This is a genomic window from Pseudomonas sp. S09G 359 (assembly GCF_002843605.1).
Taxonomy (GTDB): domain Bacteria; phylum Pseudomonadota; class Gammaproteobacteria; order Pseudomonadales; family Pseudomonadaceae; genus Aquipseudomonas.
Genome location: NZ_CP025263.1, coordinates 3,238,627 through 3,263,263, shown reverse-complemented (window position 1 = coordinate 3,263,263; position 24,637 = coordinate 3,238,627). Strand labels below are relative to the sequence as shown.

The following is a 24,637-nucleotide window of genomic DNA, read 5'->3' as shown; positions in this document are numbered from 1 at the left end:
CCGTAACTTTCTCCTTAGTGGCGACTGTATCCCTTGCGTCCTCGCGCAGCCTTGTACGTTTGCAGGCGATTTATGAACGTTTGTCCTGCGCCTGCAAAAATCGCTCGATGCGACTAACGGCTTCCTGGAGCCGCTCGATACTCGTCGTGTAGGAAAAACGGATATAGCGCTCCGGTTGATTGATCCCAAAATCCAAACCTGGCCCTGTTGCCACCCCAGCCTCTTCGAGCAGCGTCATGGCGAATGCAAAGCTGTCGGTGGTGAATGCTGAACAATCGGCATAGATGTAAAACGCGCCTTCAGGCTTGGCCACCACACGAAAGCCCAACCTTGCCAACTCCGCAGACAGGAAGTCGCGACGGCACTGGAACTCCATGCGACGCGTCTCCAGCAAGTCGAGGGTTTCGGGTTTAAAGGCTGCCAGCGCCGCGTACTGGGCTGGTGCCGACGGCGACAGGAACAGGTTTTGCGCAAGCTTTTCGATGTGCCGCGTATAGCCTTCTGGCACCACCAGCCAGCCCAGGCGCCAGCCGGTCATCTGGAAGTATTTGGAGAAACTTTGAACGATCCAGACGCCCTCGCAGCACTGCAGTGCGGTGGTGGACTCCTGGTCGTAGGTGAGGCCCTGGTAGATCTCATCGAGAATAAAATGCCCGCCCTTGGCGCGGATAAATTCTGCGAACGTGCGGACCTGTTCGAGGCTGAGCATGGTGCCTGTAGGGTTGGCCGGTGAGGCAAACAGCGCGCCGGCGGTCGAATCATTCCAATGGGCTTCAAGGTCAGCCAGGGTGGGCTGGAAGTTATGCGCTTCGCCCACCGGAATCGAGGTAGGCACGCCCTCAAAGATTCGCACGAAATTGCGGTTGCACGGGTATCCAGGATCGGTCAGCAACCATTCCTTGCCCGGCTCGGCCAGGCAGGCCAGTGCGAGTAACAGCCCACCCGAAGCACCCGCCGTCACCACGATGCGTGCCGCCGGCACCGTGACGCCATAGCGCTGCAAGTAGTAATCGGCGATTGCCTGGCGCAGTTCGGGAATTCCCAGCGCCGGGGTGTAGGTGGTCTTGCCGTTGGCCAGGGCCGCCTGGCCGGCAGCAATGATGGCGGGGGGTGTCGGGAAGTCGGGCTCGCCGACCTCCATGTGCACAATGTCGCGCCCTTCCGCCTCCAGCCGCTTGGCGCGGGTCAGGATATCAATCACATGAAACGGCGCCACATCGTCCATACGGGCGGCGATAACGGGCGGTTTGATCAGTGAGTTCATGGTTTTATCCTCCATTGATAATCGGTGCGACCTGGGTGACTCAAGCCACTTTTTTCAGCGCGATCACACGACCGCGCAACACATCCAGCAAAACGCTTTCGCGCTGCCTGGCCAACGCCATGGCTTTGGCGCGAACGTGCCCATAACCGCGGATCTGCTCGGGTAGCGAAACCAGCTCCAGCAGCGTGTCGTAATGCGCGCCACCGTCCTCCAGCAGCGGCAATACCTCAGCAATCACCGCCTCATAACGTTGGATCAGCGCGCGCTCCTGACGGCGCTCGACCGAGTAGCCGAACACATCCAGCGCGGTACCGCGCAGCCCACGCAGCTTGGCGAGCAGGCGGAACACCGGCACGATCCAGGGGCCAAATTCGCTTTTTTTCGGCAGCCCTGTGTGCGGGTCGCGTTTGGCAAACAGCGGTGGGGCCAGGTTGAACACCAGTTTGTAATCGCCTTCGAACTGCTGGGAGATGCGGTCAAGAAAACCACTTTCTACATGCAGGCGCGCGACTTCGTATTCGTCCTTGATCGCCAGCAATTTGAAGTAGTACTTGGCCACGCCCTGGGTCAGTTCGCTACGTCCGTTGCCGAGCCGTTGTTCTGCGTTACGCACCTGTTCGACCAAAGCACTGTAGCGTTGCGCATAGGCGCTGCTCTGGTACGCGGTAAGGAACTGATGACGGACAGCGATCACCTCATCCAGGGTCTTCACGGGCTCCGGTGAAATACGCATACCCTGGCCAGCAGCCTTGGCCGCCAGCAATTGCTCGACAGCTTGCGGGTTGACCGCTGCCTGACGCCCCCAACGGAAGGCTTCGGTGTTCATCTTTTTGGCCGCACCATTGAGTTCGATGGCCGATTCGATCGAGGTCGCAGAGAGCGGAATCAGCCCGCGCTGGTAAGCAAACCCGAGCATGAACATGTTGGCGGCGATGCTGTCGCCCAACAACGCCGTTGCGATGCGCCCGGAATCTACAAACTCAGCACGCTCCTGACCCACCGCCTCGACGATATTGCGGCGCAGCGCTTGGGTGGGGTATTGCATGTCGGCATTGCGGGTAAAGGCACCCGGCATGGTTTCCTGGGTGTTGGCCAGGACGTAGGTGCTGCCATGGCGCGTTGCCGCTAGGGTCTTGGTGTTGCCCGCCACAATGAGGTCGCAGCCCAGCACCAGGTCGGCGCCACCGGCGGCGATACGGATGGTCTTGATCGACTGCGGGTCGGGGCCGAAGCGCAGATGGCTCCACACCGATCCCCCCTTCTGGGCCAGGCCCGCCATATCGAGCAAGCCACAGCCGCGCCCTTCAAGGTGCGCAGCCATGCCCAAAATGGCGCCAATGGTGACGACCCCAGTGCCGCCCATGCCCGCGACTAAAATGCTGTAGACCCGATCATCGATACTCGGCCGCATCGGTTCCGGCAGCAACGGTACCGCCTGCCCTTGCACGGCCGCCTCCGGCTTGCGCAGGCTGCCGCCGACAACGGTGACAAAGCTTGGGCAGAAGCCGTTGACGCAGGAATAATCTTTGTTGCAGGACGACTGATCAATTGCACGCTTGCGACCAAACTCGGTTTCCACCGGCTGCACTGACACGCAGTTGGACTTCACGCCGCAGTCACCACAGCCTTCACACACCAGGTCGTTGATCACGATGCGTTTGGCCGGGTCGGGGAAAGTACCGCGCTTGCGGCGCCGACGCTTTTCCGCTGCGCAGGTCTGGTCGTAGATCAGCACCGACGTGCCTTGCACCTCGCGGATCTCGCGCTGGACGTTGTCGAGTTCGTCACGGTGATGGAAGGTCACGCCGGCGGGCCAGGCGGTCTCCAGCGGGTATTTGTGGGGCTCATCGCTGACCACCACGATGCGCTTGACCCCTTCGGCACTGACTTGATGAGCGATGGCCGGCACGGTCAATGCGCCATCGTGTTTCTGCCCGCCGGTCATGGCCACGGCGTCGTTGAACAGAATCTTGAAGGTGATGTTGGTGCCGGCGGAAACGGCGGCGCGTATGCCCAGATACCCGGAGTGAAAATAGGTGCCATCTCCGATGTTCTGGAACATGTGCTTGCGCTTGGAAAACGGCGCTTCGCCAACCCACACCATGCCTTCGCCGCCCATGTGAGTGTAGCCCAGGGTGGAGCGGTCCATGGACTGCGCCATCCAATGGCAGCCAATGCCGGCGTAGCCTTTGCTGCCTTCCGGCAGCACCGTAGACGAGCTGTGCGGGCAGCCGCTGCAGAAGTAGTAACTGCGCGCCAGCAGCTCGGTGTCGCCCTTGACCATTTGGTAGGCACGCAGCTCTTCAATGCGCAGACGCAGGCTGGGGCTGCTACCCAATTCGAGCAGGCGTTCACCCAGGGCGATAGCGATCTGGTTGGAATCGAGGGCCATTTCCGACTGGAACAACGTCTGGCCCGCCTCATCCTGTTTGCCGATAATGACCGGGGCGCCGGCACGGCCGTAGAACTGCTCTTTGAGCTGGAATTCGAGCAGGCTGCGCTTCTCTTCCACCACCAGGATTTTGTTCAGGCCCTCGGCAAATCGTAGCGCGCCTTCGGGTTCCAGAGGCCAGACCATCCCGACCTTGTAAATGCGCAAGCCCATCACAGCGGCGGCCTGTTCGCTGAGGTTCAGATCGTCAAGTGCTTGCAGTACATCCAAATAGCTCTTGCCGTGGGTAATCACGCCAAGCGTAGCGCCAGGGGCGCCAATGACTATGCGGTCCAGCGCGTTGTCACGGGCAAAGGCGCGCGCCGCATTCAGCTTGTAGCGGTGCAGCCGCGCTTCCTGGGCGTGGGGGGTGTCGGGTTGGCGGATATTGAGGCCGTCCGGCGGCAGGGCAAAGTCCTGGGGGATTTGGATTTTCACGCGGTTGATGTCGACGTCGATGGTCGCTGTGGCTTCGACGGTGTCCTTGACGCATTTGATGCCGACCCAGCACCCGCTGTAACGCGACAACGCCCAACCGATCAGACCGAAGTCGAGGATTTCCTGGACGCCGGATGGGCTGAGTACCGGAATCATGGCGTCGACCATGGCAAATTCGCTTTGGTGGCAGGTACTGGACGATTCGCAGGTATGGTCATCGCCCATCAGCACCAGCACCCCGCCCAACTGCGCCGTGCCCGCGAGGTTCGCATGCCGGAACGCATCACCCGTGCGGTCAACGCCGGGGCCCTTGCCGTACCACATACCGAACACGCCGTCGTACTTGCCCTCACCGCTCAGGTGAGCCTGTTGCGCCCCCCAGATGGTGGTGGCTGCCAGATCTTCGTTGATGCCCGGGACAAACAGAGTGTGGTGCTGCTCAAGGTACTTTTTCGCCTTGCCCAACTGATCATCCAGACCGCCCAACGGCGAGCCCCGATAGCCGGAGATGTAGCCGGCCGTGTGATGGCCCTCTTGCTGATCACGCTGACGCTGGGTCATCGACAAACGAACCAGGGCTTGGGTGCCGGTGATGAAAATACGCCCTTGGGTAAGCGTGTATTTATCGTCAAGCTGGACGGTCTTCAGGGTCATCATTCAACTCCACCCCTTGGTGGGGTATTTATTGTTTTTAGTGAAGAGCAGGCGCGAGTTGACCTCGCGCGGCTGCAAGGGGCGGCCGCGCGTATTTCGTCTGTCTTAGGGTTAAGCGCTATGAGGGTCAGTCAGCCCGGCGTGCGCCACATCGTGTAGAGCACCAGCGTGGAGAACACCCCGATCGCCAGCCCTGCCGCGAGTGAAATCTTGAGCCCCATGACGCCACCGAAGAAGCCTCCTGTCAGGAGCGCCAGCAGCAGGTAAACGCTGTCGCTGCGTTTGCGGTGAGGGCGAATGATCAAACTCAGAAAGGGGGTCATAACCTTGCTCCGTAGCAATGACAGCCTGGATCAGCCGTCATGTGGAGCTGACTTTATCGGCTGGCGCCGCAATTGGATTGTACGTTTGTAGGTCCACACCTGGGCGTCGATACGCGCCTGGTGTACTGCCGGTCCAGCCGCGAAAAGCACGGTGAAACACCGCCGTGGAATCAAACCCCAAGCCCAGGGCAATCTGCGTGATGGACAGGTCTGTGTGGATCAACTGCTGCACGGCTATGTCTCGGCGTAGTGCGTCCTTGACCATCTGGTAACTGGTGCCCTCCTCCTTGAGCCGGCGCGTCAACGTACGGGTGGACAGCAGCAGCGCGGTTGCCGCGCCCTGGATAGTGTCAGCCTGCTTGAGATGGACCAGCAGGTATTGACGCACCTGTTGCGCCACCAGGCGCTCCTTGAGCGTGGTGAACAGCCAGTAGCGCGGGGCTTCGCGCAGGAACGGCAGCAACTCGGCCTTGCTGCGACGAAACTGCAGTGCACCCCACACGGCGTCGAACGATAACGCCGTGCACGGCTGCTCGAAACGGATGGGGCCAGGGAACATATGCATGTATTCCGACGCATATACCGGCGTCGCGAAAGAAAACGCCACGCTGTGCAGCGGGATCTCCTGGCCGGCCAACCACGACGCTACGCCGTGCACAAGTTTCATCATCAGTTCGTGACCCCAGCGCTGGGCGTTGGCGCCAGGGTCACGTGCCTCCAGCGAGATAACAAGTTGGCCGTCGTGCTCGCTGTAGCCAAAAAGATAGTCGTCCAACAACAGGTTCCAGAACCGTGTGAAGCGGTACATCGCGTTGCCCAGCGAACGAGCATCAAGCAGGCTCGAACACAAATACTTGAGCGTGCCGCTGCGCATGCGCCTGGAAAACTGCCCCATCACTTCATCATCGGTGCCCAACGCAACCTGCTGGTACAAACGCACAAACTGGTCGTAGGTGACCCGCGCGCCCGGCGCCTCCAGCAAGTGCCCGGCTATGCCTGCGGCGCCGACGAAAGCCCGGATATCGGCCTCGCTGCAGATGTTCAGAGCCCCTTGCAGCAGGCCTTGAACGAAGGTCATGGGTAAGGTGTTATCCACGGGATGCTCCACCTGCTGCACTCCTCTGCTGACGGCTGACATGGCGCGATATGCAAACTATTCGGCGGATCGGGTTATTTCAAGGCACCGGGCACGCTGGCTAAGCTAGGCCAAAGTCCATATCCAACGCAACCTAACTCGAATGACCACCTTGAAAGGGTCGCCATTGCCTGGCCGTTAATGCAAATCTACGGAGTCTGAACCATGCCGTTTGAAACCCTGCTGCTGGAAGTCCATGAGCGTGTGGGCCTGATCACACTGAACCGCCCTAAATCACTCAATGCCATCAACACCCAAGTGATCACCGAGCTGAATCTGGCCCTGGATCAGTTGGAAAAAGACCCGGCGATCGGCTGCATGGTCATCACCGGCTCCACCAAGGCATTTGCCGCCGGTGCCGATATCAAGGAAATGGCCGAGTTCACCTACCCCCAGGTGTTTCTCGATGATTTCTTCTCGGCCGCCGACCGCATTGCCAGTCGCCGCAAGCCACTGATTGCCGCAGTGGCCGGCTATGCCCTGGGCGGTGGCTGCGAACTCGCCTTGATGTGTGACTTCATCTACGCGGCCGACAATGTGCGCTTCGGCTTGCCGGAGATCACCCTGGGGGTGTTGCCGGGCGTGGGTGGTACACAGCGCCTGACCCGTGCGATTGGCAAAGCCAAGGCCATGGAAATGTGCCTGTCGGGGCGCCATATGGGCGCAGAAGAAGCCGAACGCGCCGGCGTCGTCGCGCGCGTTTTTCCGACTGAAACGCTGCTGGAGGAAACCCTCAAGGTCGCCAGCGCCATCGCCGAAAAATCCCTGCCATCCACCATGTTGGTCAAGGAAAGTATCAACCGCGCCTTCGAGTCAAGCCTCAGTGAAGGCGTGCGTTTCGAGCGCCGTATGTTCCATTCGTTGTTTGCCACTGCAGATCAGAAGGAAGGCATGGCCGCCTTCGTCGAAAAACGTGCGCCGCAGTTCAAACACTTCTGATAGGCCGAGGACTCAGCATGAGCAGCACAGAAATTGAACCCTCGATTCTGGCAACCGTACGTAATCGCATAGGCCACCTGACCCTAAACCGCCCGCAGAGCCTCAATGCGCTGACACTCACCATGGTGCGCCTGCTCCAGCAACACCTGCACGCCTGGGAGCAGGACTCGGACGTGGTGGCAGTGGTCTTGCGCGCGGCTGGCGAGAAGGCCTTCTGCGCCGGCGGCGATATCCGCATGTTGTACGAAAGCCAACAAGTAGCTGATGGCGTGCACCAGGTGTTCTTCGCCGAGGAATACGCGCTGGATGAATACATTCATACCTATCCAAAGCCAGTGCTGGCGCTGATCGACGGCCTGGTACTAGGGGGAGGCATGGGACTGGTCCAAGGCGCGAGCCTGCGCGTGATCACCGAGCGCACCCGAATGGGCATGCCTGAAGTTGCGATCGGTTTTTTCCCCGATGTCGGCGGCAGTTATTTCTTGTCGCGCCTGCCGGGCGTTTTGGGCGACTACCTCGGCGTAACGGGTGTTCAGGTGCGCGCTGCCGACGCCCTGTATGCCGGGCTCGCAGACTGGTGCATCAGCAGCACGCAGATCGCGGAGCTGGATCACTGCCTGAACAACATGAGTTGGCCCCAGCAACCCGGACAAGCGTTGCGGTCGCTGATCGCCACACTGGGTGTCAATAAATTCCCTGGGTCGGAGCTTAAGGCAATGCAGCCCGCCATTGATCAGCACTTCTCGCACCCAGACGTGCAGTCGATTCACGCAGCACTCCAGGCAGAAACGACGCCGGAGTTTCAGGACTGGGCCGAAGAAACGGTCGATGTCCTAAATAGCCGGTCGCCTATGGCGATGGCCATCACCCTTGAGCTGCTGCGCCGTGGCCGCGAACTGTCTCTAAGCGATTGTTTTGCCCAGGAGCTGCAACTCAACCTTCGGTGGTTCGCGGCGGGAGACCTGATGGAAGGCGTTCGCGCACTGCTCATCGATAAGGACAAAACCCCTGTCTGGCGTCCGGCGACCCTGGCCCAGCTTGAGCCTGCACAGGTGCAGGATTTTTTCTGCGACTTCGCCCCCGGCGCTGCTCGCCGCTACCCAGGAGCACTGGCATGCACGATCTCGAACTGAGCGACGAACAACGCATGATCCGCGACATGGCCCGCGATTTCGCTCGTGGCGAGATTGCCCCCCAGGCCGAAGCCATGGAGAAAGCCGGCTGGATCACAGATGACCTGGTAGCTCAAATGGGCGAATTGGGTCTGCTCGGGATGGTCGTGCCCGAGGAATGGGGCGGCACCTACATCGACTACGTGGCCTATGCCCTGGCCGTGGAAGAAATATCCGCAGGCGATGGTGCAGTGGGGGCACTGATGAGCATCCACAACTCGGTGGGCTGCGGCCCGGTCCTGAACTACGGCAGCCAGGTCCAAAAGGATCATTGGCTGGTGGATCTGGCCAGCGGCAAAACCATCGGCTGCTTTTGCCTGACCGAACCCCAGGCCGGCTCAGAGGCGCATAACCTGCGGACCCGCGCAGAACTGCATGAGGGGCACTGGGTGCTCAATGGCGCGAAGCAGTTTGTCAGTAACGGCAAGCGGGCCAAGCTGGCGATTGTGTTTGCGGTCACGGACCCTGCGCTGGGCAAGAAAGGCCTGTCGGCGTTTCTGGTACCCACTGACACCCCAGGTTTCAGCGTTGAGCGCAGTGAGAAAAAGATGGGCATTCGCGCCTCCGATACCTGCGCCGTCACCCTGAACGATTGCCGTATACCCGAAGCCAACCTGCTCGGCGCACGGGGCAAGGGCTTGTCGATTGCCCTGTCCAACCTGGAAGGCGGGCGCATCGGCATCGCCGCCCAAGCGCTGGGCATCGCCCGCGCGGCGTTTGAGGCGGCACTGGTGTATGCCCGCGACCGCGTGCAGTTCGGCAAGCCGATCAACGAGCACCAGAGCATTGCCAACTTGCTGGCCGACATGCACACACAACTCAATGCCGCACGCTTGTTGATCCTGCACGCTGCACGCCTGAAAAGCGCGGGCCTTCCCTGCCTGTCCGAGGCCTCCCAGGCCAAGCTGTTTGCCTCGGAGATGGCAGAGCGCGTGTGCTCCAAAGCCCTCCAGATTCATGGCGGTTATGGCTACTTAGAGGATTACCCGGTGGAGCGCTATTACCGCGATGCCCGTATTACTCAGATCTACGAAGGTTCCAGCGAAATCCAGCGGTTGCTGATTGCCCGCGAGCTGGCGAACTACTCGATCTGACTACCCCTCGAACCTTTACTTCTCAAAACGGGAGCCTTCCATGGCCCACAAAGATGTGTTCTTCGTTGGCACGGCGCGTACCGCCATCGGCAGTTTTGGCGCCAGCCTGAAAGATGTGCCACTGGTTGACCTGGCCACCGTCGCCGTCAAAGGCGCCTTGATCCATGCCGGGATCGGTGGCGAGCCTATCGGCCACGTTGTCATGGGCAATGTGGTGCCCACCGAGCCCCGGGATGCCTACCTCTCCAGAGTCGCGGCGATGGGTGCCGGGATACCCCAGGAAACCCCGGCCTTTAACGTCAATCGCCTGTGTGGCTCCGGGCTGCAAGCCATCCTGAGTGCAACGCAGGGCATTCTGCTGGGGGATTATTCAGTGGCCGTAGCCGGTGGCGCGGAGTCCATGAGCCGTGGCCCCTACTTGCTGCCCGGCCTGCGCTGGGGCAGCCGCCTGGGTGATAGCCAGGCCGTGGATTACATGAATGGCATCCTGCATGACCCGTGGAAGCGCACGCACATGGGCGTGACCGCCGAAAATATTGCCGAGCGCTATGGCATTACCCGTGACATGCAGGACTGTCTGGCCCTGCAGAGCCAGGAACGCGCTGCTCGCGCGGTAAGCGAAGGCCGATTCAAGGAGCAGATCGTCCCGGTTGAGGTGCAAGTCAAACGCCAGACGGTGCTGTTCGATACCGATGAAAACGTGCGCGCCAATCTCGACCTCGCACAACTGGGCCGAATGCATGCGGCGTTTCAGAAAGGCGGAACGGTCACCGCCGGCAATGCCTCAAGCCTCAACGACGGCGCGGCTGCTGTGGTGCTGGCAGACGCCACTGCGATCCAACAGCACAACCTGCAGCCCCTCGCGCGCCTAGTCGCGTATGCCCATGCCGGTGTCGATCCGGATTACATGGGTATAGGCCCGGTTCCGGCCACCCGCCTGGCCCTCAAGCGCGCCGGCTTGAGCATCCAGGACATTGATGTGATTGAGTCGAATGAGGCCTTTGCGGCCCAGGCCTGTGCCGTGGCGCAGCAACTGGAGTTTGACCCGGACAAGGTCAATATCAATGGTTCGGGCATCTCCCTCGGGCACCCGGTGGGCGCGACCGGTGCAGTGATTGCAATCAAGGCGATCCATGAGCTGCAACGCAGTGGCGGGCGCTATGCCCTGGTCACCATGTGCATTGGCGGTGGCCAAGGGATTGCCGCCATTCTTGAGCGGATGTAACCCACCGGTCGGCTTTTGCCCCGCAAAAACCGCCAGGCCAGGTTAAACCCACAAACGTCCAAGCCAAACGGCGATGCCTCTGTTTATGCTCTGCCAGAGAACAGCGGTATTGCCTCGGTGCGCCACTATGCAAAACGACCAACCGCAACAAGACTGGGTGAGACACGCAGCGCCAACCTCCAAAGTGGAGCGTTTTGAAGCCTACTTCGGTTCGCACGCGTTTGATCCGCACCGACACGATACCTACGCCATCGGGCGCACGCTATCCGGCGTACATCGCTTTCACTATCGGGGTGAATCCAAGCTGTGCCTGCCCGGCGAAACCATGATCATTCACCCGGATGAATCACACGATGGTTGCGCCGGCTCCGACGCGGGTTTCCACTATCGCGGCGTGTATGTGTCGCCTTCGCAGGTTCAAGACATCATCAAGGGCAGCGCCCTGCCCTTTTTCGGCGCCTGTATCACGCAGAATAAGCAATTGGCGGTGGCCGCCGACGCACTGCTCAACACACTGGATGCCGACCTGGACTCCATGGCCGAGGATGACGCGCTCTACACGTTTGTCATCACCCTCGCCAGCGTCGCCAACAGCGGCCTTGTCAGCGCTTCCCATCACTTTGCGGCTGCTGCCATCGCACGCGAATACATCGACGACAACCTCGACCAGGCGATCACCCTCGATGACCTCGCTCACTGCGCCGGGCGCGACCGTTGGAGCCTGTCGAGTGACTTTCGCGAGTTTTTCGGAACCAGCCCCCATCGCTACCTGACGCTGCGTCGCCTCGACCGGGTCAAGGCGCTGGTCCAGGCCGGGCAAGGGTTGTCGGATGCGTCGATCGAAGCCGGCTTCTTCGACCAGAGTCATATGACCCGACACTTCAAGAAGGCCTTCGGCCTTTCCCCCACGCGCTGGTGCAGCCCGCGAAAAACCTGAGGGGCAGGCGCCGCGATGAACTGGCGGATTATGCAAGTTAATCGGCGCATCGGGTTATTTAAATGCCAGTGAGGCACTGGATAAGCTAACGCCACCTACACCGGACATGACGTCCTCATCACACCTGCAAGGCTGATTCCGGCACGCACTCCACGCGTTATGGAAACGCGGCGGGGCGTAGTGCAGCACCCGCGGTGCGCAAGCACGGCAACCCCATAACAAAAAACTCCAGCCAATAACAATCAAGGTATCAAGGAGCTCAACATGTCATTGCACCCTGCCTATCAGGCGTTGCGCAGCAGCCCGCGTTATCGCGAACTGGTCCGGCGTCGCACTCGCCTGACCTTCACCCTCAGTGCCATTGTATTAGGGCTTTATTCGCTGTTTGTCGCGGCGGTGTCCTGGTTCCCCCATGTCCTGTTGCATGTGCCTGTGGGCGGTGGCATCACGGTGGGGATCTGGTCGGCACTCATCCTGATTGTCGGCTCCTGGCTCTTGACCGGGCTGTATGTGTTTCGCGCCAACCACGTGTTCGACAAGCTGAACCGGGCGCTGCTGTCGGAGGTGCAACCATGAAGGCCTCTAGCCTGTTATTCGCCACGGCGGTGCTGTGCCTGTGCAGCTTTGCGGTCCTGGCACAAACAAGCCAAGCCGTGGCGCGCCAGCCCAACATGACTGCCATTGCGATTTTCCTGGCCTTCGTCGTGACTACTGTCGGCATCACCTACTGGGCAGCGGGCCGAACGCGCTCAGCGGCGGATTTCTATACCGCCGGCGGCGGCATCAGCGGGGTACAAAACGGTTTTGCGATTGCCGGCGACTACATGTCCGCCGCCGTGCTGCTGGGTGTTTCGAGCATGGTGTTTTCAACCGGTTTTGACGGCATGATTTACTCGGTCAGCGCGATTCTTGGCTGGCCCTTGATTATGTTTCTGATGGCCGAGCGTCTGCGCAACCTGGGGCGCTACACCCTGGCCGACATCATCGCCTATCGCCTCGACCCGGTTACCACTCGCTTGTTTTCGGCGTTCAGCTCGTTCGTCATCGTATGCTTCTACCTGATTGTGCAGATGGTCGGCGCCGGGCAATTGATCAACTTGCTGTTCGGCCTCGACTACGAAGTTGCAGTGGTCTGCGTCGGTGTGCTGATGGTGGTGTACGTCACTTTCGGCGGCATGGTGGCGACCACCTGGGTGCAGATCATCAAGGCCGGGCTGTTGCTCAGTGGCGGCATCCTGCTGACCGGGCTGGCATTCCAGCACTTTGGCTTCAGCATGGAGCGCATGATTGACAGCGCCGTCGCGACACACCAGAGCGGACAGCTGATTCTCGGGCCGTTGAAGATCGCCACGGACCCGGTGTCGATGATTTCCCTGTCCCTGGGGCTGGTGTTCGGCATCGCCGGTTTGCCGCATATCATGATGCGTTTTTTCACCGTTCCGGACGCCAAGGCGGCGCGCAAATCGGTGTTGGTGGCCTATGGCTTGATCGGTCTGTTTTTTATCCTGGTGTGCATCCTCGGCACCGCTGCCATCAGCATCGTCGGCACCGACCCCAGCTACTTCGACCAAGGCGTGATCGGCGGGCCACTGGTGGGCGGCGTAAACATGGCAATCATGCATCTGGCGCAAGCCTTGGGCGGTGATTTGATGTTCGGCTTCCTCGCCGCCGTCGCCTTCGCGACGATCCTGGCCGTGGTGTCGGGCCTGGCGCTTGCCGGCGCGTCCGCCATCTCCCATGACCTCTACGCCAACGTGTTGTGCAAGGGCAAACCCGACAGCGGCAAGGAAATGCGTGTCAGCCGTTGGGCCACCGTGATCCTGGGTGTGCTGGCAGTTGCGTTGGGTATTCTGTTCAAGGGGCAGAACGTGGCGTTCCTGGTGGCGCTGGCCTTTGGTATTGCGGCCTCGTCAAACTTTCCCATTCTGCTGCTGGCCATGTACTGGAAAGGCCTGACCAGCCGTGGCGCACTGTGGGGCGGGCTGAGCGGTTTGGTCAGTTCCCTGGCGCTGGTGCTGCTGTCGCCGGGGGTATGGGTCAAGGTACTGCATCACCCCGAGGCCTTGTTCCCGTACGACTACCCCGCCCTGTTCTCGATGCCGTTGGCCTTCGCCGTCGCGTGGGGCGTTTCCTGCCTGGATCGCAGCCCGAGCACAACTACCGAGCGGGATGCCTACGAGCAGCAAAGCGTGCGCGCCGAAACCGGCTGGGGGGCGGAGAAAGCCGCACAACACTGAAAACTCTTTCCGGGAGCGTGGCGCCATCGCGTCACGCTCCTTTTTTTGCGTTATCGGGAGGCCCGACGATGCCTGTTTCTGAACGACGTTCGCATTTCATCCAGTACCGTCCTCAGGTGCTGGAACTGCTGGCCAGCAAAGGTTTCAGTCAGGTCGGCATGCGTGAACTTGCCTCCTCCCTGGGCCTGTCACCGGGTGCGCTTTATCACCATTACCCCAGTAAGCAGGAGCTGTTGTTCGACCTGATTGAAGAGCTGTATGAGGAGTTGCTTGCCGGCGTCGCTAGCGTGAGGCGCGCAGCGGTAAAAAAGCCGGAAAAACTCAACCTGTTGATCCAGGTACACCTGCGCCTGCATGCAGAAATGCCGTGGCACTTGCGCCTCGCGGAGCGCGCCATTAGGTGCTTGACCGAAGAACAACAGCAGCGCTTGTACAGGCTGCGTGAAGACTACGAAGGCGGTCTTCATATGACCTTGGGCGCACCTGCCCAGATCGTTGATCCTCAAGCAGTACCGATTGCCAAAATGATCGCCAACTTGCTGCAGTGCGCGCCCGCCTGGCTGACGGGTTTAGCGCTGGATCAGCACCAACAGCATGAATTCCTACAAGATTTCCTCACCACGGCAATAAACAAGTTGCTAACACATAAACGTACAACTCTCAGTCGTTTAGTTTAGAAAACACATAAGTGATTTTTTGAGTTCTGACATTTGTATCACGCCTTGCCCTGCGCATAATCCTCGCTGACATAAACATGTGACTGCATAACCAACACACTTTTCCGCATTGTCGGAAACGCTGCCAAAACAATAAAAACAGGTAGAGACAGTGAACATCACAGACACGCGAGTCCGCAGTATCCTGATCGCCGGCGTATTGTCGCTATCGTCTTACTCCGCCCAGGGCAATTCTTTCTATTCCTTTGGCGACAGCCTCACCGACAACGGCATTTCTGTGCGTGAATTTGGCGCAGCCATCGGCAACGCGCCTGGTCGCTACCCGGGCGCGGATGGGAAATTCACCAATGGCAGCACATGGGCCGAGGTCCTACCGGGCCTGTCCGGGCTGGCCTTCAGCGATACCAACGGTTATGCAATCGGCGGCGCAAAGAGCGGATATACCGGTTTTGACGACGCCTTGGTGGGGGCGCCCACCGGTTTTCTGACCCAAATAGAAAAGTTCAGCAGTGACGTGGTCAGTGGAAAAAAATCCTTGAGCAAAAATGACCTGATTGGCATCTGGATTGGCACCAACGATATTTTCGATGATGCGTCCCTCGCCGCATTGGATACCTACGTCAGCAATATAGAAACCGGCATCCGAACACTTCAGGCACTGGGCGCACATAACTTTGTGCTGATCGGTTCTGATGACGTCTCGTTATTGACAGACCCTTCGCTCGCGGCAGACCCGGCCCTTGAAGCGCTTTCAATTAGTGCCAAGACCTTCAACCAGCAATTGCTGGCGCTTAATATTTCCAACGTTAACATCTACTATTTCGATGTACTGAATTTACTAAAAAACACGGTAAGTGACCCCGCGAAATATGGTTTCACTCATATCACCAGCCTGGATAACTGCGAGGCCAACCAATGCGACACACTGTCCCTTGCGCAACAGAACACCTATTTAATGAAGGACAGCATTCATTACACCGATCGCTTTGAAAGGCTGATTGCGAGTTATATCGCCAATATCATCAATGCTCGAAACACCCTCAGCGTGCAATCGACCATGGTCGGTTCAGCAGGCAACCACTTTCTTCAGCCGCTGATCAGTCGATATGACCTGCGGGGTATCGATATTGAGGCGCGTAATCAGGCTTCACCCTGGACAGTTTTTATCAACGGTGGCGTCGCTAATGGGGCCGACCATTCGCAGATGCCCGGGCCTGGGCTCGACCCTGGAAAAGACACCTTCAAGAACAACGCCATCAGTATCGGAGTCGACTACCGACTCTCAAGTGAATGGACGCTCGGCGCGGCTCTTAACTACTCAGATATTGAATCGAGGCAAGCAAGCAAAGGTGGCAGCAACACCGCATTGCAGATGGGCCAAGCCGCGGTCATGGCGAGCTTTGCCGCACAAGGGACATTTATCAACATGGGGTTGGCCTATGGCGCCGGCCAGTTCGATATCTCACGGGCAGGCGTGTTCGACAACTTGGCTGCCTCACCCGATGCCAATGTGCTGAGTGCCGCAGTACGTGCCGGACAATGGTTTCGCTTTGAGTCCGTTGAGTTGGCCCCGGTGGTCGGCTTGGATTACTGGCGTAGCAGGATCAGTGGCTACACTGAGCAAGGCGATTCGCTGCTGCGCATGGGCGTGCGCGGCCAGCAATACGAACAGCTGAACGCCAGCCTTGGGGGGCAGATCGGCAAGCGCGTCAACAGCCACGGGGTATCCGTTGAGTCACTGCTGCGCCTTACCGCAGAGCAGGCCCTTACCGACAGTCATCGAACCCTTGAAAGCTATCAGCGCAACGCGCCTAATTTCAACATCAAAACACCTGTCAACGGGGCGAACGAAAGACCGTTCGGGCGGCTGAGCGCGCAAGTCGATATCCATCTGCCATCAGGATGGGGCTTGAACTTGAATGCGATGGGTACCTTCGGCAACCAGCAGGATGATCGCTCGATAATGGCTGGCTTTAGCTACGATCTCTGACGCAGGCAATGGACTTTCCGACTGGCGATCAGTGTGCATTAGCCCTACATTAGGGCCGATTACAGCCCGAGGAGCCTTCATGACACCCCCACAGGACAAAGGCACCACCTCCATTGCCCTGGTGCATGAAGCGTTGCATAGCGCCCGACACAGGTGTCTTGACCTGTCCGTGGCCCTGGCCAACGCAGAGATAGACCCCCTGTTGCTCGACGCGCCAAAAGCCCGGGTGTCGGCGACCGCCTTCGCCCGTCTGTGGGTGGAGTTGGCCGACCTGCTGGACGACGAATTCTTCGGCATCGACAGTCATCCCATGCGCCGCGGCAGCTTCAAGCTGATGTGCCAGGCGCTGCTCGACTGCACCACTCTAGGCCATGCTTTGCACAGAATGCTGGCGTTTCTGAGGCTGGTCCTGGATGACGTGCATGGCGAACTCGTGGTCAAGGACGAGAAGGCGTTTATCGTTTTGCATGACAAGGGCGTACTACGCCGCCTATTTGCCTACGGCACCTGGTTTATCCTCGTACATGGGCTTTCCTGCTGGCTGGTCAACCAGCGTATTCCCGTGCACAAATTGAGCTTTCGCGCGCCCAAGCCCGCGGATCAAAGCGATTACCGCATGCGCTTCTGCGAAGACATCGACTACGACGCCTCTACAACCTGGATCAGCTTCGACAAAAAATGCCTGGATATGAAAATCAGCCAGTCGGGCGCCACCTTGGGCCCGTTTCTCAAGGAAACGCCTGCCAGCCTGCTGGTCAGATACCGCAACGACGACAGTCTCAGCGCACAGATACGACGTTACCTCCGGGGTTTGGCCCCGGAGTGCTGGCCCGAACGCGATGACCTCGCCGGGGTGCTGCATATGTCCAACTCCACATTGCAGCGCCGCTTACAAGCCGAAGGCACGCATTACCAAAACCTCAAGGACGACCTGCGCCGCGACATGGCGATTGACCTGCTCTCCCGTGGCGAAATGACGGTCACACAGGTCGCGACCGCCACCGGTTTCCAGGAAACCAGCGCTTTTCACCGCGCGTTCAAGAAGTGGACCGGTGTGAGCCCCGGGGCGTATCGACGCGGTCAGCTCGACGAATAGCCCCCCTTTCACATTCCCCCCCTTTATCACCCCTTGAATGCCCAAACAGCTCACGCACATTGATGCGCCCAGGCATGGGCGACACGCGGACGCCTTCCTAGAATGTGGCGAAGTGGACTTCACCAACAACAATAAAATTGAAGGAGACACGCCATGCCACCAGTGAACGTCTATACGCTCGCAGGCGAATCAACATTCAACGGGTTCCACCGGCTTATTCTGTTCTGGTGTGTGCTGATCCTGATAATCGATGGGTATGACCTCGCCGTGGTCGGTGCCGCATTGCCCGCCATCATGCAGGACATGGGCATTGACGCAACCAGTGCAGGGGTCATGGCCGGTTCGGCGCTGCTGGGTACGATGCTCGGCGCAATCTTCCTGGGCACCTTGGCAGACCGCATCGGCCGACCGAAGATGATCGCCATCTGCGTCGCGCTGTTTAGCCTGTTTACCGCTGCAGCGGGGCTGACCAGCGACCCCTTCAGCTTCAGTGTTTCGCGCTTCATTGCCGGCCTCGGCATTGGCGGCGTACTACCGATTGTCACCGCACAGATGGGCGAGTTTTCGCCGGCCAGGCTGCGCACGCGCCTTGTCACCCTGGTGTTTGCCGGATACTCAGTGGGCGGCATTCTGGTTGCATTCACCGGTAAGCACCTGATCGAGAGCCATGGCTGGCAGTCGGTGTTCTTTGTGGCAGGGCTGCCGGTACTGCTGATTCCGCTGATTTTGAAGATGATGCCGGAGTCCATGGCGTACCTGCTCAAACAAGGCCGCCAGGCTGAGCTGCGCGGTATTGTGCTGCGAATCAACCCCACGCTTGAGCTGAGCGATGAGACGCTGCTGGCCGGTCATCCGGCAGAGGCCAAGGCCGCCCTCGATAGCCCGATCAAAGGCCTGTTCAGCGAAGGGCGCGGTTTCAGTACCCTGATGATATGGGCGGCGTTCATGACCGGACTCTTCATGGTCTACGCGCTCAACTCCTGGCTGACCAAATTGATGGCGATGTCCGGCCACAGTCTTGGCTCGGCATTGAACTTCGTCATTGTGTTCAACGTTGGGGCGATTGTGGGTGCGATCGGCGGCGGTTGGCTGAGCGACAAGCTCAATATCAAGCATGTGCTGATTGCGTTTTATGTCGTCGGTGCACTGGCGCTCACTGCGATGGCCTTTACTCGCTCCACCGAATTGCTGTTTGTGGTGGTGTTCATTGTCGGCGCCTCGACGCTGGGTACGCAGTTGATTGCCTACGCCTATGCCGGGGATTTCTACCCAACTCCAATCCGTTCAACAGGCGTAGGGTTCGCATCGGGGGTTGGCCGAGTCGGCGCAATCATCGCCCCGGTGCTGATCGGCTGGCTGGTGTCACTGGCCCTGCCCCTTGAGCAAAATTTCATGGTGATCGCGTTGGCGGGTCTGCTTGGCGCGCTGGCGGTTACCTTTGTCAATCAGTCACGGGCCGACTCACAAAGGGTCAGCAAGTTAACGGCACTCACGCGCTGAACCCCGTCCGAACTGAGCCATGTAAAGGAGGTACACCTTGGACCGCTTGTCACCACCGCCGCTGTCTGCGCTGCAACTGCAGCGCACTGTTGACTGGACTATCAGCTCACGTCGCAGTGTCAGGGCGTTTCTTCCGACGGCCGTGGCCCATGAGGAAATCGAGGCCATTCTGGATATCGCACGCTTCAGTGCCTCAGGCGTGAATATGCAACCGTGGCGGGTGCACGTGGTGACCGGTGACGCCAAGGAGCAGCTGTCGCAGGCCATCGCCGCTGTCGATAACGACCCGCAACTCAGTCGCGACATGCAGGACCCCTACGAATACTACCCGCGCGAATGGACCACGCCTTATCTGGATCGCCGACGCAAGGTGGGTTGGGACCTCTACGGGTTGCTGGGGATTGCCAAGCACGAAAAGCAGCGTATGCACCAACAGCACGGGCGCAACTACCGTTTCTTCGATGCCCCGGTTGGCCTGCTGTTTACCGTCGACAAGGTATTGGAGCAAGGCAGCTTGCTGGACTATGGCATGTTTTTGCAAAGCGTCATGCTGGCCGCGCTCGGGCGCGGTTTGCACACCTGCCCGCAGGCGGCGTTTCTCAAGTACCACCCGGTTATCGCGCAGACGCTGAACATTCCCGCCGACCAGATGCTGGTGTGTGGCATGAGCCTGGGCTATGCCGACCCCCAGGCGATTGAAAACACGCTGGTCACCGCACGGGAACCGGTCAGCGCTTTCGCTGTTTTTCACAATAATAATAAGGAGACCTGCCCATGATCAGTGGACTTGAGCACAACCCGGCCAACCATGTGCCCTTGACCCCCGTGGGGTTCCTGGACCGTGCTGCGCTGGTTCATCCGGAACGTATTGCGATCATTCACGGCGACGTGCGGCGCACGTGGGCACACACGCGAGAACGCTGTTATCGCCTCGCTTCAGCGCTAGTCAGCCGGGGCGTACAACCGGGTGAGACAGTGTCAATCCTCTCGCCGAATACCCCGGCAATGATCGAGGCCCACTTCGGCATTCCGCTGAGCGGTGCCATTCTCAATACCATCAACCATCGCTTGGACGCTGACGGCATTGCGTTCATCTTGCAGCACAGCGAGTGCAGGTTGTTATTGGTCGATTGCGAGTTCATGGCCGTGGCAGGCGCGGCACTGTCCAAGCTTGAGCGGCCGCCGGCCATCGTGATGATTCGCGATCACCTGGCCACCCCCTGGACAGGCGCGCAGGCACCGGACTATGAAAGCCTGCTCACGCAAGGCGACCCGCAGTTTGAAGGCGTAAGGCCCGCAACCGAGTGGCAGCCCATCGCGCTAAACTACACCTCAGGCACCACCGGCGATCCCAAAGGCGTGGTGGTCAGCCACCGTGGCACGTACCTGATGAGCCTGCTGCAAATGACCAACTGGCCGCTGCCGCAAACACCACGGTATTTGTGGACGCTGCCGATGTTCCATGCCAACGGCTGGTGCTTCACCTGGGCGATTACCGCTGCGGCAGGCACTCATATTTGCCTGCGCAAAGTCACCGCCGAGGCGGTGCTGGACGCCATCGCCGAGCACCACGCCGACCATTTCTGCGCGGCACCAACGGTGATGGCGATGATTGCCAATACGCCAGCGCCGCCGCCATTACCGCACCCGGTTCGGGTGTTGACCGCCGGCTCGCCGCCTCCGGCCTCCGTGCTGGACGCGGTAGTGGCCATGGGTTTCCAGGTGGATCACGTGTACGGCATCACGGAAGTGGCGGGCACGCCCATCAGTTGCGTCTGGCAAGACGGTTGGGACCAACTCGACGCGACCGACAAAGCCCGGCTGCGCGTCAGGCAAGGCGCTCGGGCGGCGGCATTCGAGGGTTTGATGGTGGCCGACGGCGAAACCCTTGAACCTGTCCCCCACGATGGCCAGACCACCGGTGAGCTGTTGCTGCGTGGCAACACCGTGATGATGGGCTACCTGAAAAACCCCTCAGCTACGCAAAAAGCTTTTGAAGGCGGGTGGTTTCACACGGGAGATGTCGCCGTGGTACATCCCGACGGCTACCTGCAGATCACCGACCGCTGCAAAGACGTGATTATCTCTGGGGGCGAAAATATTTCTTCAGTGGAAATCGAAGACATCCTCCACGGCCACGCATCGGTGCTGCACGCCGCCGTAGTGGCGCAGCCGGATAACAAATGGGGCGAAGTACCCTGCGCCTTCATCGAGTTGAAAAGCCAGGCACCGGTGCCGAGCGAAGCGGAACTGATCGCTTATTGCCAGGCACGACTGGCGCGCTACAAGTGCCCTAGCCGGGTGATATTTGGGGAAGTGCCCAAAACGGCAACTGGAAAAATCCAGAAGTTCATCCTACGCCAACTGGCCGGTAGCCAAGAGGCGATCACCCGCTTGGCTTCCGCCGGCTGACCCCGCCTCAGCTTCCAAACACTGTCCATATTGCGCAGCGCGCGCCGGATGCGCCTTGGGGGAGCCGTGCGCGCTGAAAACACCAAAAACAACAACAAAAGGTGCATAAGACATGCTTATGGACTCATGGAGCTGCAGACTGTAGTGATCCGAGTATCACTGGTGAGAACGTGAAGCTCAGGAACCTGAATACCCTCTCTCTGCAGTTCGTCCATTGCCCTCAGCGCGAGCGCCACAGTGACCGAACTGTCCTTGCCGAAACTGCAGGCGATCACGCAACGCCTCCCGTCCAAGATCTGCTGCTTGATAACCGCGATAGCATCATCAACTTTTCGTCAAATGGAAGCTCCGCGGTAGGCGCTTTGACCGGTGCAGCATCATGGAAGAGGGTGGCGGGGATCAATTGCATGGTGGCGGCTCAGTGATGAAAGTACACTTTAAACATATCGGCAAATCCTAATTCGCAACGACTAGGTGATGCCCTCACTGAGTCGTTCCACCACTCATGTTCAAAAGGTGCTTTTTGACAACCATTACCTGGGATAAGAAGATTCTCTGCGCAGATACGCTTGTAAGTTTCGACACTGCTGCCTTGACTGCAATGTCGAACGCCCGCGGTTGGGAGATAAAGAGCAAGCTGTTTACGCCAGGCAAAGTAGTCATGTTTGAGGGGGCGCCAATTATAGCCGTGGGAGCCGCCGGCAACGGGGCCGCAGGAAACAGTCTCAGAGATTGGCTGTTTGACCAGAATCTGAAACCCGGTTATTACCCCAGACCTTCCGCCCCTCTACGCAACGACCTCATACGGCAAGCACAAATATCTCAAGTGCTTGTGGCAGAGGATTCTTGGCTGTTTGTTCTCACTGAAACCCACTGTTGGCATGTGACCTCTGTCATTGGCATTCAGCCGAGCGTTGATGACGTAACGACGAACTCAACAGCGATCGGCCTCGGTGCAAAATATGCTCGACCCTGCCTGGCCAAAGGACTGGATGGCGTTAACGCTATCATTGAAGCCGCTAAGCACACCGACTCAGAAACTAACTTCAAAATCGAAAGCGTTCAGCACAAGCCCGGTTCGCAGATCAAACTTGAGCTCCGATCGCTAACCACCTTGAAGGATCCAGTGCGCAAAAATCGAGTACTGGCATGCGTCTTGGGAACCGCTGGCCATCTCCTAACTGCCATTTGCGGGGTCTCCCTACTGGCGGGCGGATTTGAGGGACTGACCCGCTTACTGTGGGTTGCCGCCTTAATGCTTGGGGTGATGGTGTCGGGTTGGTCGATGTTGACCTCTTTTAGATCGAAGCGAGCCCCTTTCTACACCTTGGGTGCTCTGATTTTGATGCTGGCGCCTTTGGCGATCCCAGAAACAGAAGCCTTCATCGTTGCCAACAACCTCGAATCGTTGATTGTCCTTCCGTGGTTAGCATTTGCGGTGCTATACCTTCCCACGCAAAGATTTCCGGCATTAATGAATCCCTTGATTGCTTCCTACATTGTTTCTGTACTATCTGTGATTGCAGTGTTGGTAGCCGTGGTGGGGTTCAACGACCCTCCCTACAATTGGGCCGAGGCATTTGTGGGTTTCCTGGGCGTCGGGGTTGGATTCTCTATTGTCTGGCTTTGCGCCAGGCATATCGAAAGCAACGAAAGGCGGTTTTGGCATCTATTTGATCTGTGACCTTGCCGAGGGTATCCCTCGGCTTAACACGAGCTGCATAGCTGCTCGACACGTAATCGCACCCTGAGTACGGTACGTGCGCAGCAACTCCTCCCTAAACCGGCTACCACCGTTATCATCACAGCAGATGACGTCACCATTTTGCGGGAGAAATAACAGTGCCAACCGATCTGGAGGGGCGCGTAGCGCTCAAAGAACTGATTGAGAAATACCTCCAGGGAAGAGATCCCGATTGCGACGGTCTGATCGAAGTTGTTCAGGATCCCTCGCGGCAAGTTCCGATTAGGAGTGTGCTTGAAGGACATTAGACGGTACAACAAGGCCCAGTACACGCAGCAGGAGCTAGATCTGATCGACGACCTTTTGTACATGTATGGGTGATACAGAACGTGCTGGTAGAGGGCAAATGGTTGGATAAGAACTGAATCGCGTTTGGTTTCGTAGACACTTCCAAGCCCAGCAAACCAATTACGTGGATACAAATATTAGGTCGAACACAGCCGATCGGAGTTGCTGTTCTCGACCGAGAGCGGACTAGCTGGTCCTTGATGAGCCTTGCCCTCTCCCACCCAGATCCGATGAGGAGTAACACTGAAAGCCATCGACGACCACCCTAGCCCGCCTCAGAGATCGCCAATCTCGATCGCCCACGTATCCCGCTCTAGTGGGGGCCAAACTGGGGGCACATTTGAATTTTATCCGACTGAAAACACCGTCCTAGAGCCAAGTCCAAATGTTTTTTGGCTTGCCTGAAAGTCTGTAAGCCTCTTAGGACAGGCAGTTCTTCTGATCATTTTTGCCTTTCCACAAACCATGGAGCTCCATTCACCTCCATGCGATCGCTATAATGGGGGCATATCTGAGGGCATGCTTTGGATGGTTTGAAATGGATGCCCCCAACCTAAGGTTCGACAGCCCCTTCTCGGAAAAGTCATACGCTACTGCTCGCAACCACCATCGCACGAACTGTTTTGATCAGTAGCAATAGAGTGTAGGCTCTACTCTACTAGTCTCGATGTCTGTTCTAAATCGATTGTCGTAAGCAGTGATGGCAGCTTTGGGTCGACATGAGTCAGTCGCCGTAGATGGCAGTCTAGCGATGCCGTTCAGTCGGCACAGGCAATGAGCGCGGAAATAATCCAGAGCTAAGTTAGACCTGCTTCCAGAGCATACTGATCCACGATGTCGCCAGACTCGAAAATTCCTGTCTCTACGATTTTTTCTAGAGCATTTTCGATGTCCTGAAAACCCAATCTGACATTTTTACACACTCTGGCCCGTTAGCGACCGTACCGAGTGACATTTGCACACGATCAAAGCGGAATACTTTGGGCCATAACCCATTGAAACTACTTGTTATAGTCATGGAATTGAAACAGTCAACTGTAACAAGTCCATGAGTTCGAATCCCACCGCCTCATCCGTATTT

Annotated in this window: 18 protein-coding genes; 14 read left to right on the top strand and 4 right to left on the bottom strand. The window is 58.6% G+C overall.

What is annotated here, in order from left to right:
• Positions 1-70: 70 nt before the first annotated feature.
• From CXQ82_RS14570 to CXQ82_RS14555, 4 genes are all read right to left on the bottom strand, one after another.
• Positions 71-1,264, bottom strand: a complete 1,194-nt coding sequence (locus tag CXQ82_RS14570) for a pyridoxal phosphate-dependent aminotransferase (protein ID WP_218274441.1) — start codon at positions 1,262-1,264, stop codon at positions 71-73.
• A 40-nt stretch (positions 1,265-1,304) separates the two neighbouring features.
• Positions 1,305-4,787 (bottom strand): indolepyruvate ferredoxin oxidoreductase family protein, encoded by a 3,483-nt coding sequence (locus CXQ82_RS14565; RefSeq protein ID WP_101270094.1) that lies wholly within the window; start codon positions 4,785-4,787, stop codon positions 1,305-1,307.
• Between the two features lie 131 nt (positions 4,788-4,918).
• Complete coding sequence (locus CXQ82_RS14560) at positions 4,919-5,110, bottom strand: hypothetical protein (RefSeq protein WP_101270092.1); 192 nt, start codon at positions 5,108-5,110, stop codon at positions 4,919-4,921.
• A gap of 37 nt (positions 5,111-5,147) precedes the next feature.
• Entirely contained in the window at positions 5,148-6,206 is a 1,059-nt protein-coding gene (locus CXQ82_RS14555) for an AraC family transcriptional regulator (protein ID WP_256581926.1), read from the bottom strand.
• 204 nt (positions 6,207-6,410) lie between these two features.
• Here CXQ82_RS14555 and CXQ82_RS14550 point away from each other — a divergent pair, with 204 nt between their 5' ends.
• The 14 genes from CXQ82_RS14550 (at position 6,411) to CXQ82_RS14485 (ending at position 23,208) form a co-directional block, all read left to right on the top strand.
• Positions 6,411-7,184, top strand: a complete 774-nt coding sequence (locus CXQ82_RS14550; RefSeq protein WP_101270088.1) for an enoyl-CoA hydratase — start codon at positions 6,411-6,413, stop codon at positions 7,182-7,184.
• Positions 7,185-7,201: 17 nt separating this feature from the next.
• Positions 7,202-8,317: an enoyl-CoA hydratase/isomerase family protein gene (locus CXQ82_RS14545; RefSeq protein ID WP_101270086.1), complete on the top strand. Its 1,116-nt coding sequence runs from the start codon at positions 7,202-7,204 to the stop codon at positions 8,315-8,317.
• Positions 8,299-9,450 carry an acyl-CoA dehydrogenase family protein gene (locus tag CXQ82_RS14540; protein WP_101270083.1) on the top strand — a complete coding sequence of 384 codons (1,152 nt, stop codon included), beginning with the start codon at positions 8,299-8,301 and terminating at the stop codon, positions 9,448-9,450. Before CXQ82_RS14545 ends, CXQ82_RS14540 begins: the two co-directional genes overlap by 19 nt.
• A gap of 40 nt (positions 9,451-9,490) precedes the next feature.
• Positions 9,491-10,675: an acetyl-CoA C-acyltransferase family protein gene (locus CXQ82_RS14535; RefSeq protein WP_101270081.1), complete on the top strand. Its 1,185-nt coding sequence runs from the start codon at positions 9,491-9,493 to the stop codon at positions 10,673-10,675.
• Positions 10,676-10,802: 127 nt separating this feature from the next.
• Entirely contained in the window at positions 10,803-11,612 is an 810-nt protein-coding gene (locus CXQ82_RS14530; protein ID WP_101270078.1) for an AraC family transcriptional regulator, read from the top strand.
• A gap of 264 nt (positions 11,613-11,876) precedes the next feature.
• The gene (locus CXQ82_RS14525) at positions 11,877-12,188 is read left to right on the top strand and encodes a DUF485 domain-containing protein (RefSeq protein ID WP_101270074.1); all 312 of its coding nucleotides are present in this window, start codon (positions 11,877-11,879) and stop codon (positions 12,186-12,188) included.
• Positions 12,185-13,849, top strand: coding sequence for a cation/acetate symporter ActP (gene actP / locus CXQ82_RS14520; protein WP_101270072.1), 1,665 nt, complete (start codon positions 12,185-12,187; stop codon positions 13,847-13,849). Before CXQ82_RS14525 ends, actP begins: the two co-directional genes overlap by 4 nt.
• A 68-nt stretch (positions 13,850-13,917) precedes the next feature.
• The gene (locus CXQ82_RS14515; RefSeq protein ID WP_101270070.1) at positions 13,918-14,526 is read left to right on the top strand and encodes a TetR/AcrR family transcriptional regulator; all 609 of its coding nucleotides are present in this window, start codon (positions 13,918-13,920) and stop codon (positions 14,524-14,526) included.
• A gap of 151 nt (positions 14,527-14,677) precedes the next feature.
• Complete coding sequence (locus CXQ82_RS14510; protein WP_101270068.1) at positions 14,678-16,516, top strand: autotransporter domain-containing protein; 1,839 nt, start codon at positions 14,678-14,680, stop codon at positions 16,514-16,516.
• A gap of 79 nt (positions 16,517-16,595) precedes the next feature.
• Positions 16,596-17,612 carry an AraC family transcriptional regulator gene (locus CXQ82_RS14505; RefSeq protein WP_101270066.1) on the top strand — a complete coding sequence of 339 codons (1,017 nt, stop codon included), beginning with the start codon at positions 16,596-16,598 and terminating at the stop codon, positions 17,610-17,612.
• Positions 17,613-17,765: 153 nt separating this feature from the next.
• On the top strand, positions 17,766-19,112 hold the full coding sequence (locus tag CXQ82_RS14500; RefSeq protein ID WP_101270064.1) for an MFS transporter: 1,347 nt from the start codon (positions 17,766-17,768) through the stop codon (positions 19,110-19,112).
• A gap of 37 nt (positions 19,113-19,149) precedes the next feature.
• On the top strand, positions 19,150-19,890 hold the full coding sequence (locus CXQ82_RS14495) for a nitroreductase (protein WP_101270062.1): 741 nt from the start codon (positions 19,150-19,152) through the stop codon (positions 19,888-19,890).
• On the top strand, positions 19,887-21,524 hold the full coding sequence (locus tag CXQ82_RS14490; RefSeq protein WP_101270060.1) for an AMP-binding protein: 1,638 nt from the start codon (positions 19,887-19,889) through the stop codon (positions 21,522-21,524). Before CXQ82_RS14495 ends, CXQ82_RS14490 begins: the two co-directional genes overlap by 4 nt.
• A gap of 523 nt (positions 21,525-22,047) precedes the next feature.
• On the top strand, positions 22,048-23,208 hold the full coding sequence (locus tag CXQ82_RS14485; protein WP_157832159.1) for a hypothetical protein: 1,161 nt from the start codon (positions 22,048-22,050) through the stop codon (positions 23,206-23,208).
• Positions 23,209-24,637: the final 1,429 nt, after the last annotated feature.

Coding starts and splice junctions, on each gene's coding strand:
- CXQ82_RS14570 (WP_218274441.1), bottom strand. CDS start 1,264: ATGAACTCACTGATCAAACCGCCCGTTATCGCCGCCCGTATGGACGAT.
- CXQ82_RS14565 (WP_101270094.1), bottom strand. CDS start 4,787: ATGACCCTGAAGACCGTCCAGCTTGACGATAAATACACGCTTACCCAA.
- CXQ82_RS14560 (WP_101270092.1), bottom strand. CDS start 5,110: ATGACCCCCTTTCTGAGTTTGATCATTCGCCCTCACCGCAAACGCAGC.
- CXQ82_RS14550 (WP_101270088.1), top strand. CDS start 6,411: ATGCCGTTTGAAACCCTGCTGCTGGAAGTCCATGAGCGTGTGGGCCTG.
- CXQ82_RS14545 (WP_101270086.1), top strand. CDS start 7,202: ATGAGCAGCACAGAAATTGAACCCTCGATTCTGGCAACCGTACGTAAT.
- CXQ82_RS14540 (WP_101270083.1), top strand. CDS start 8,299: ATGCACGATCTCGAACTGAGCGACGAACAACGCATGATCCGCGACATG.
- CXQ82_RS14535 (WP_101270081.1), top strand. CDS start 9,491: ATGGCCCACAAAGATGTGTTCTTCGTTGGCACGGCGCGTACCGCCATC.
- CXQ82_RS14530 (WP_101270078.1), top strand. CDS start 10,803: ATGCAAAACGACCAACCGCAACAAGACTGGGTGAGACACGCAGCGCCA.
- CXQ82_RS14525 (WP_101270074.1), top strand. CDS start 11,877: ATGTCATTGCACCCTGCCTATCAGGCGTTGCGCAGCAGCCCGCGTTAT.
- actP (WP_101270072.1), top strand. CDS start 12,185: ATGAAGGCCTCTAGCCTGTTATTCGCCACGGCGGTGCTGTGCCTGTGC.
- CXQ82_RS14515 (WP_101270070.1), top strand. CDS start 13,918: ATGCCTGTTTCTGAACGACGTTCGCATTTCATCCAGTACCGTCCTCAG.
- CXQ82_RS14505 (WP_101270066.1), top strand. CDS start 16,596: ATGACACCCCCACAGGACAAAGGCACCACCTCCATTGCCCTGGTGCAT.
- CXQ82_RS14500 (WP_101270064.1), top strand. CDS start 17,766: ATGCCACCAGTGAACGTCTATACGCTCGCAGGCGAATCAACATTCAAC.
- CXQ82_RS14490 (WP_101270060.1), top strand. CDS start 19,887: ATGATCAGTGGACTTGAGCACAACCCGGCCAACCATGTGCCCTTGACC.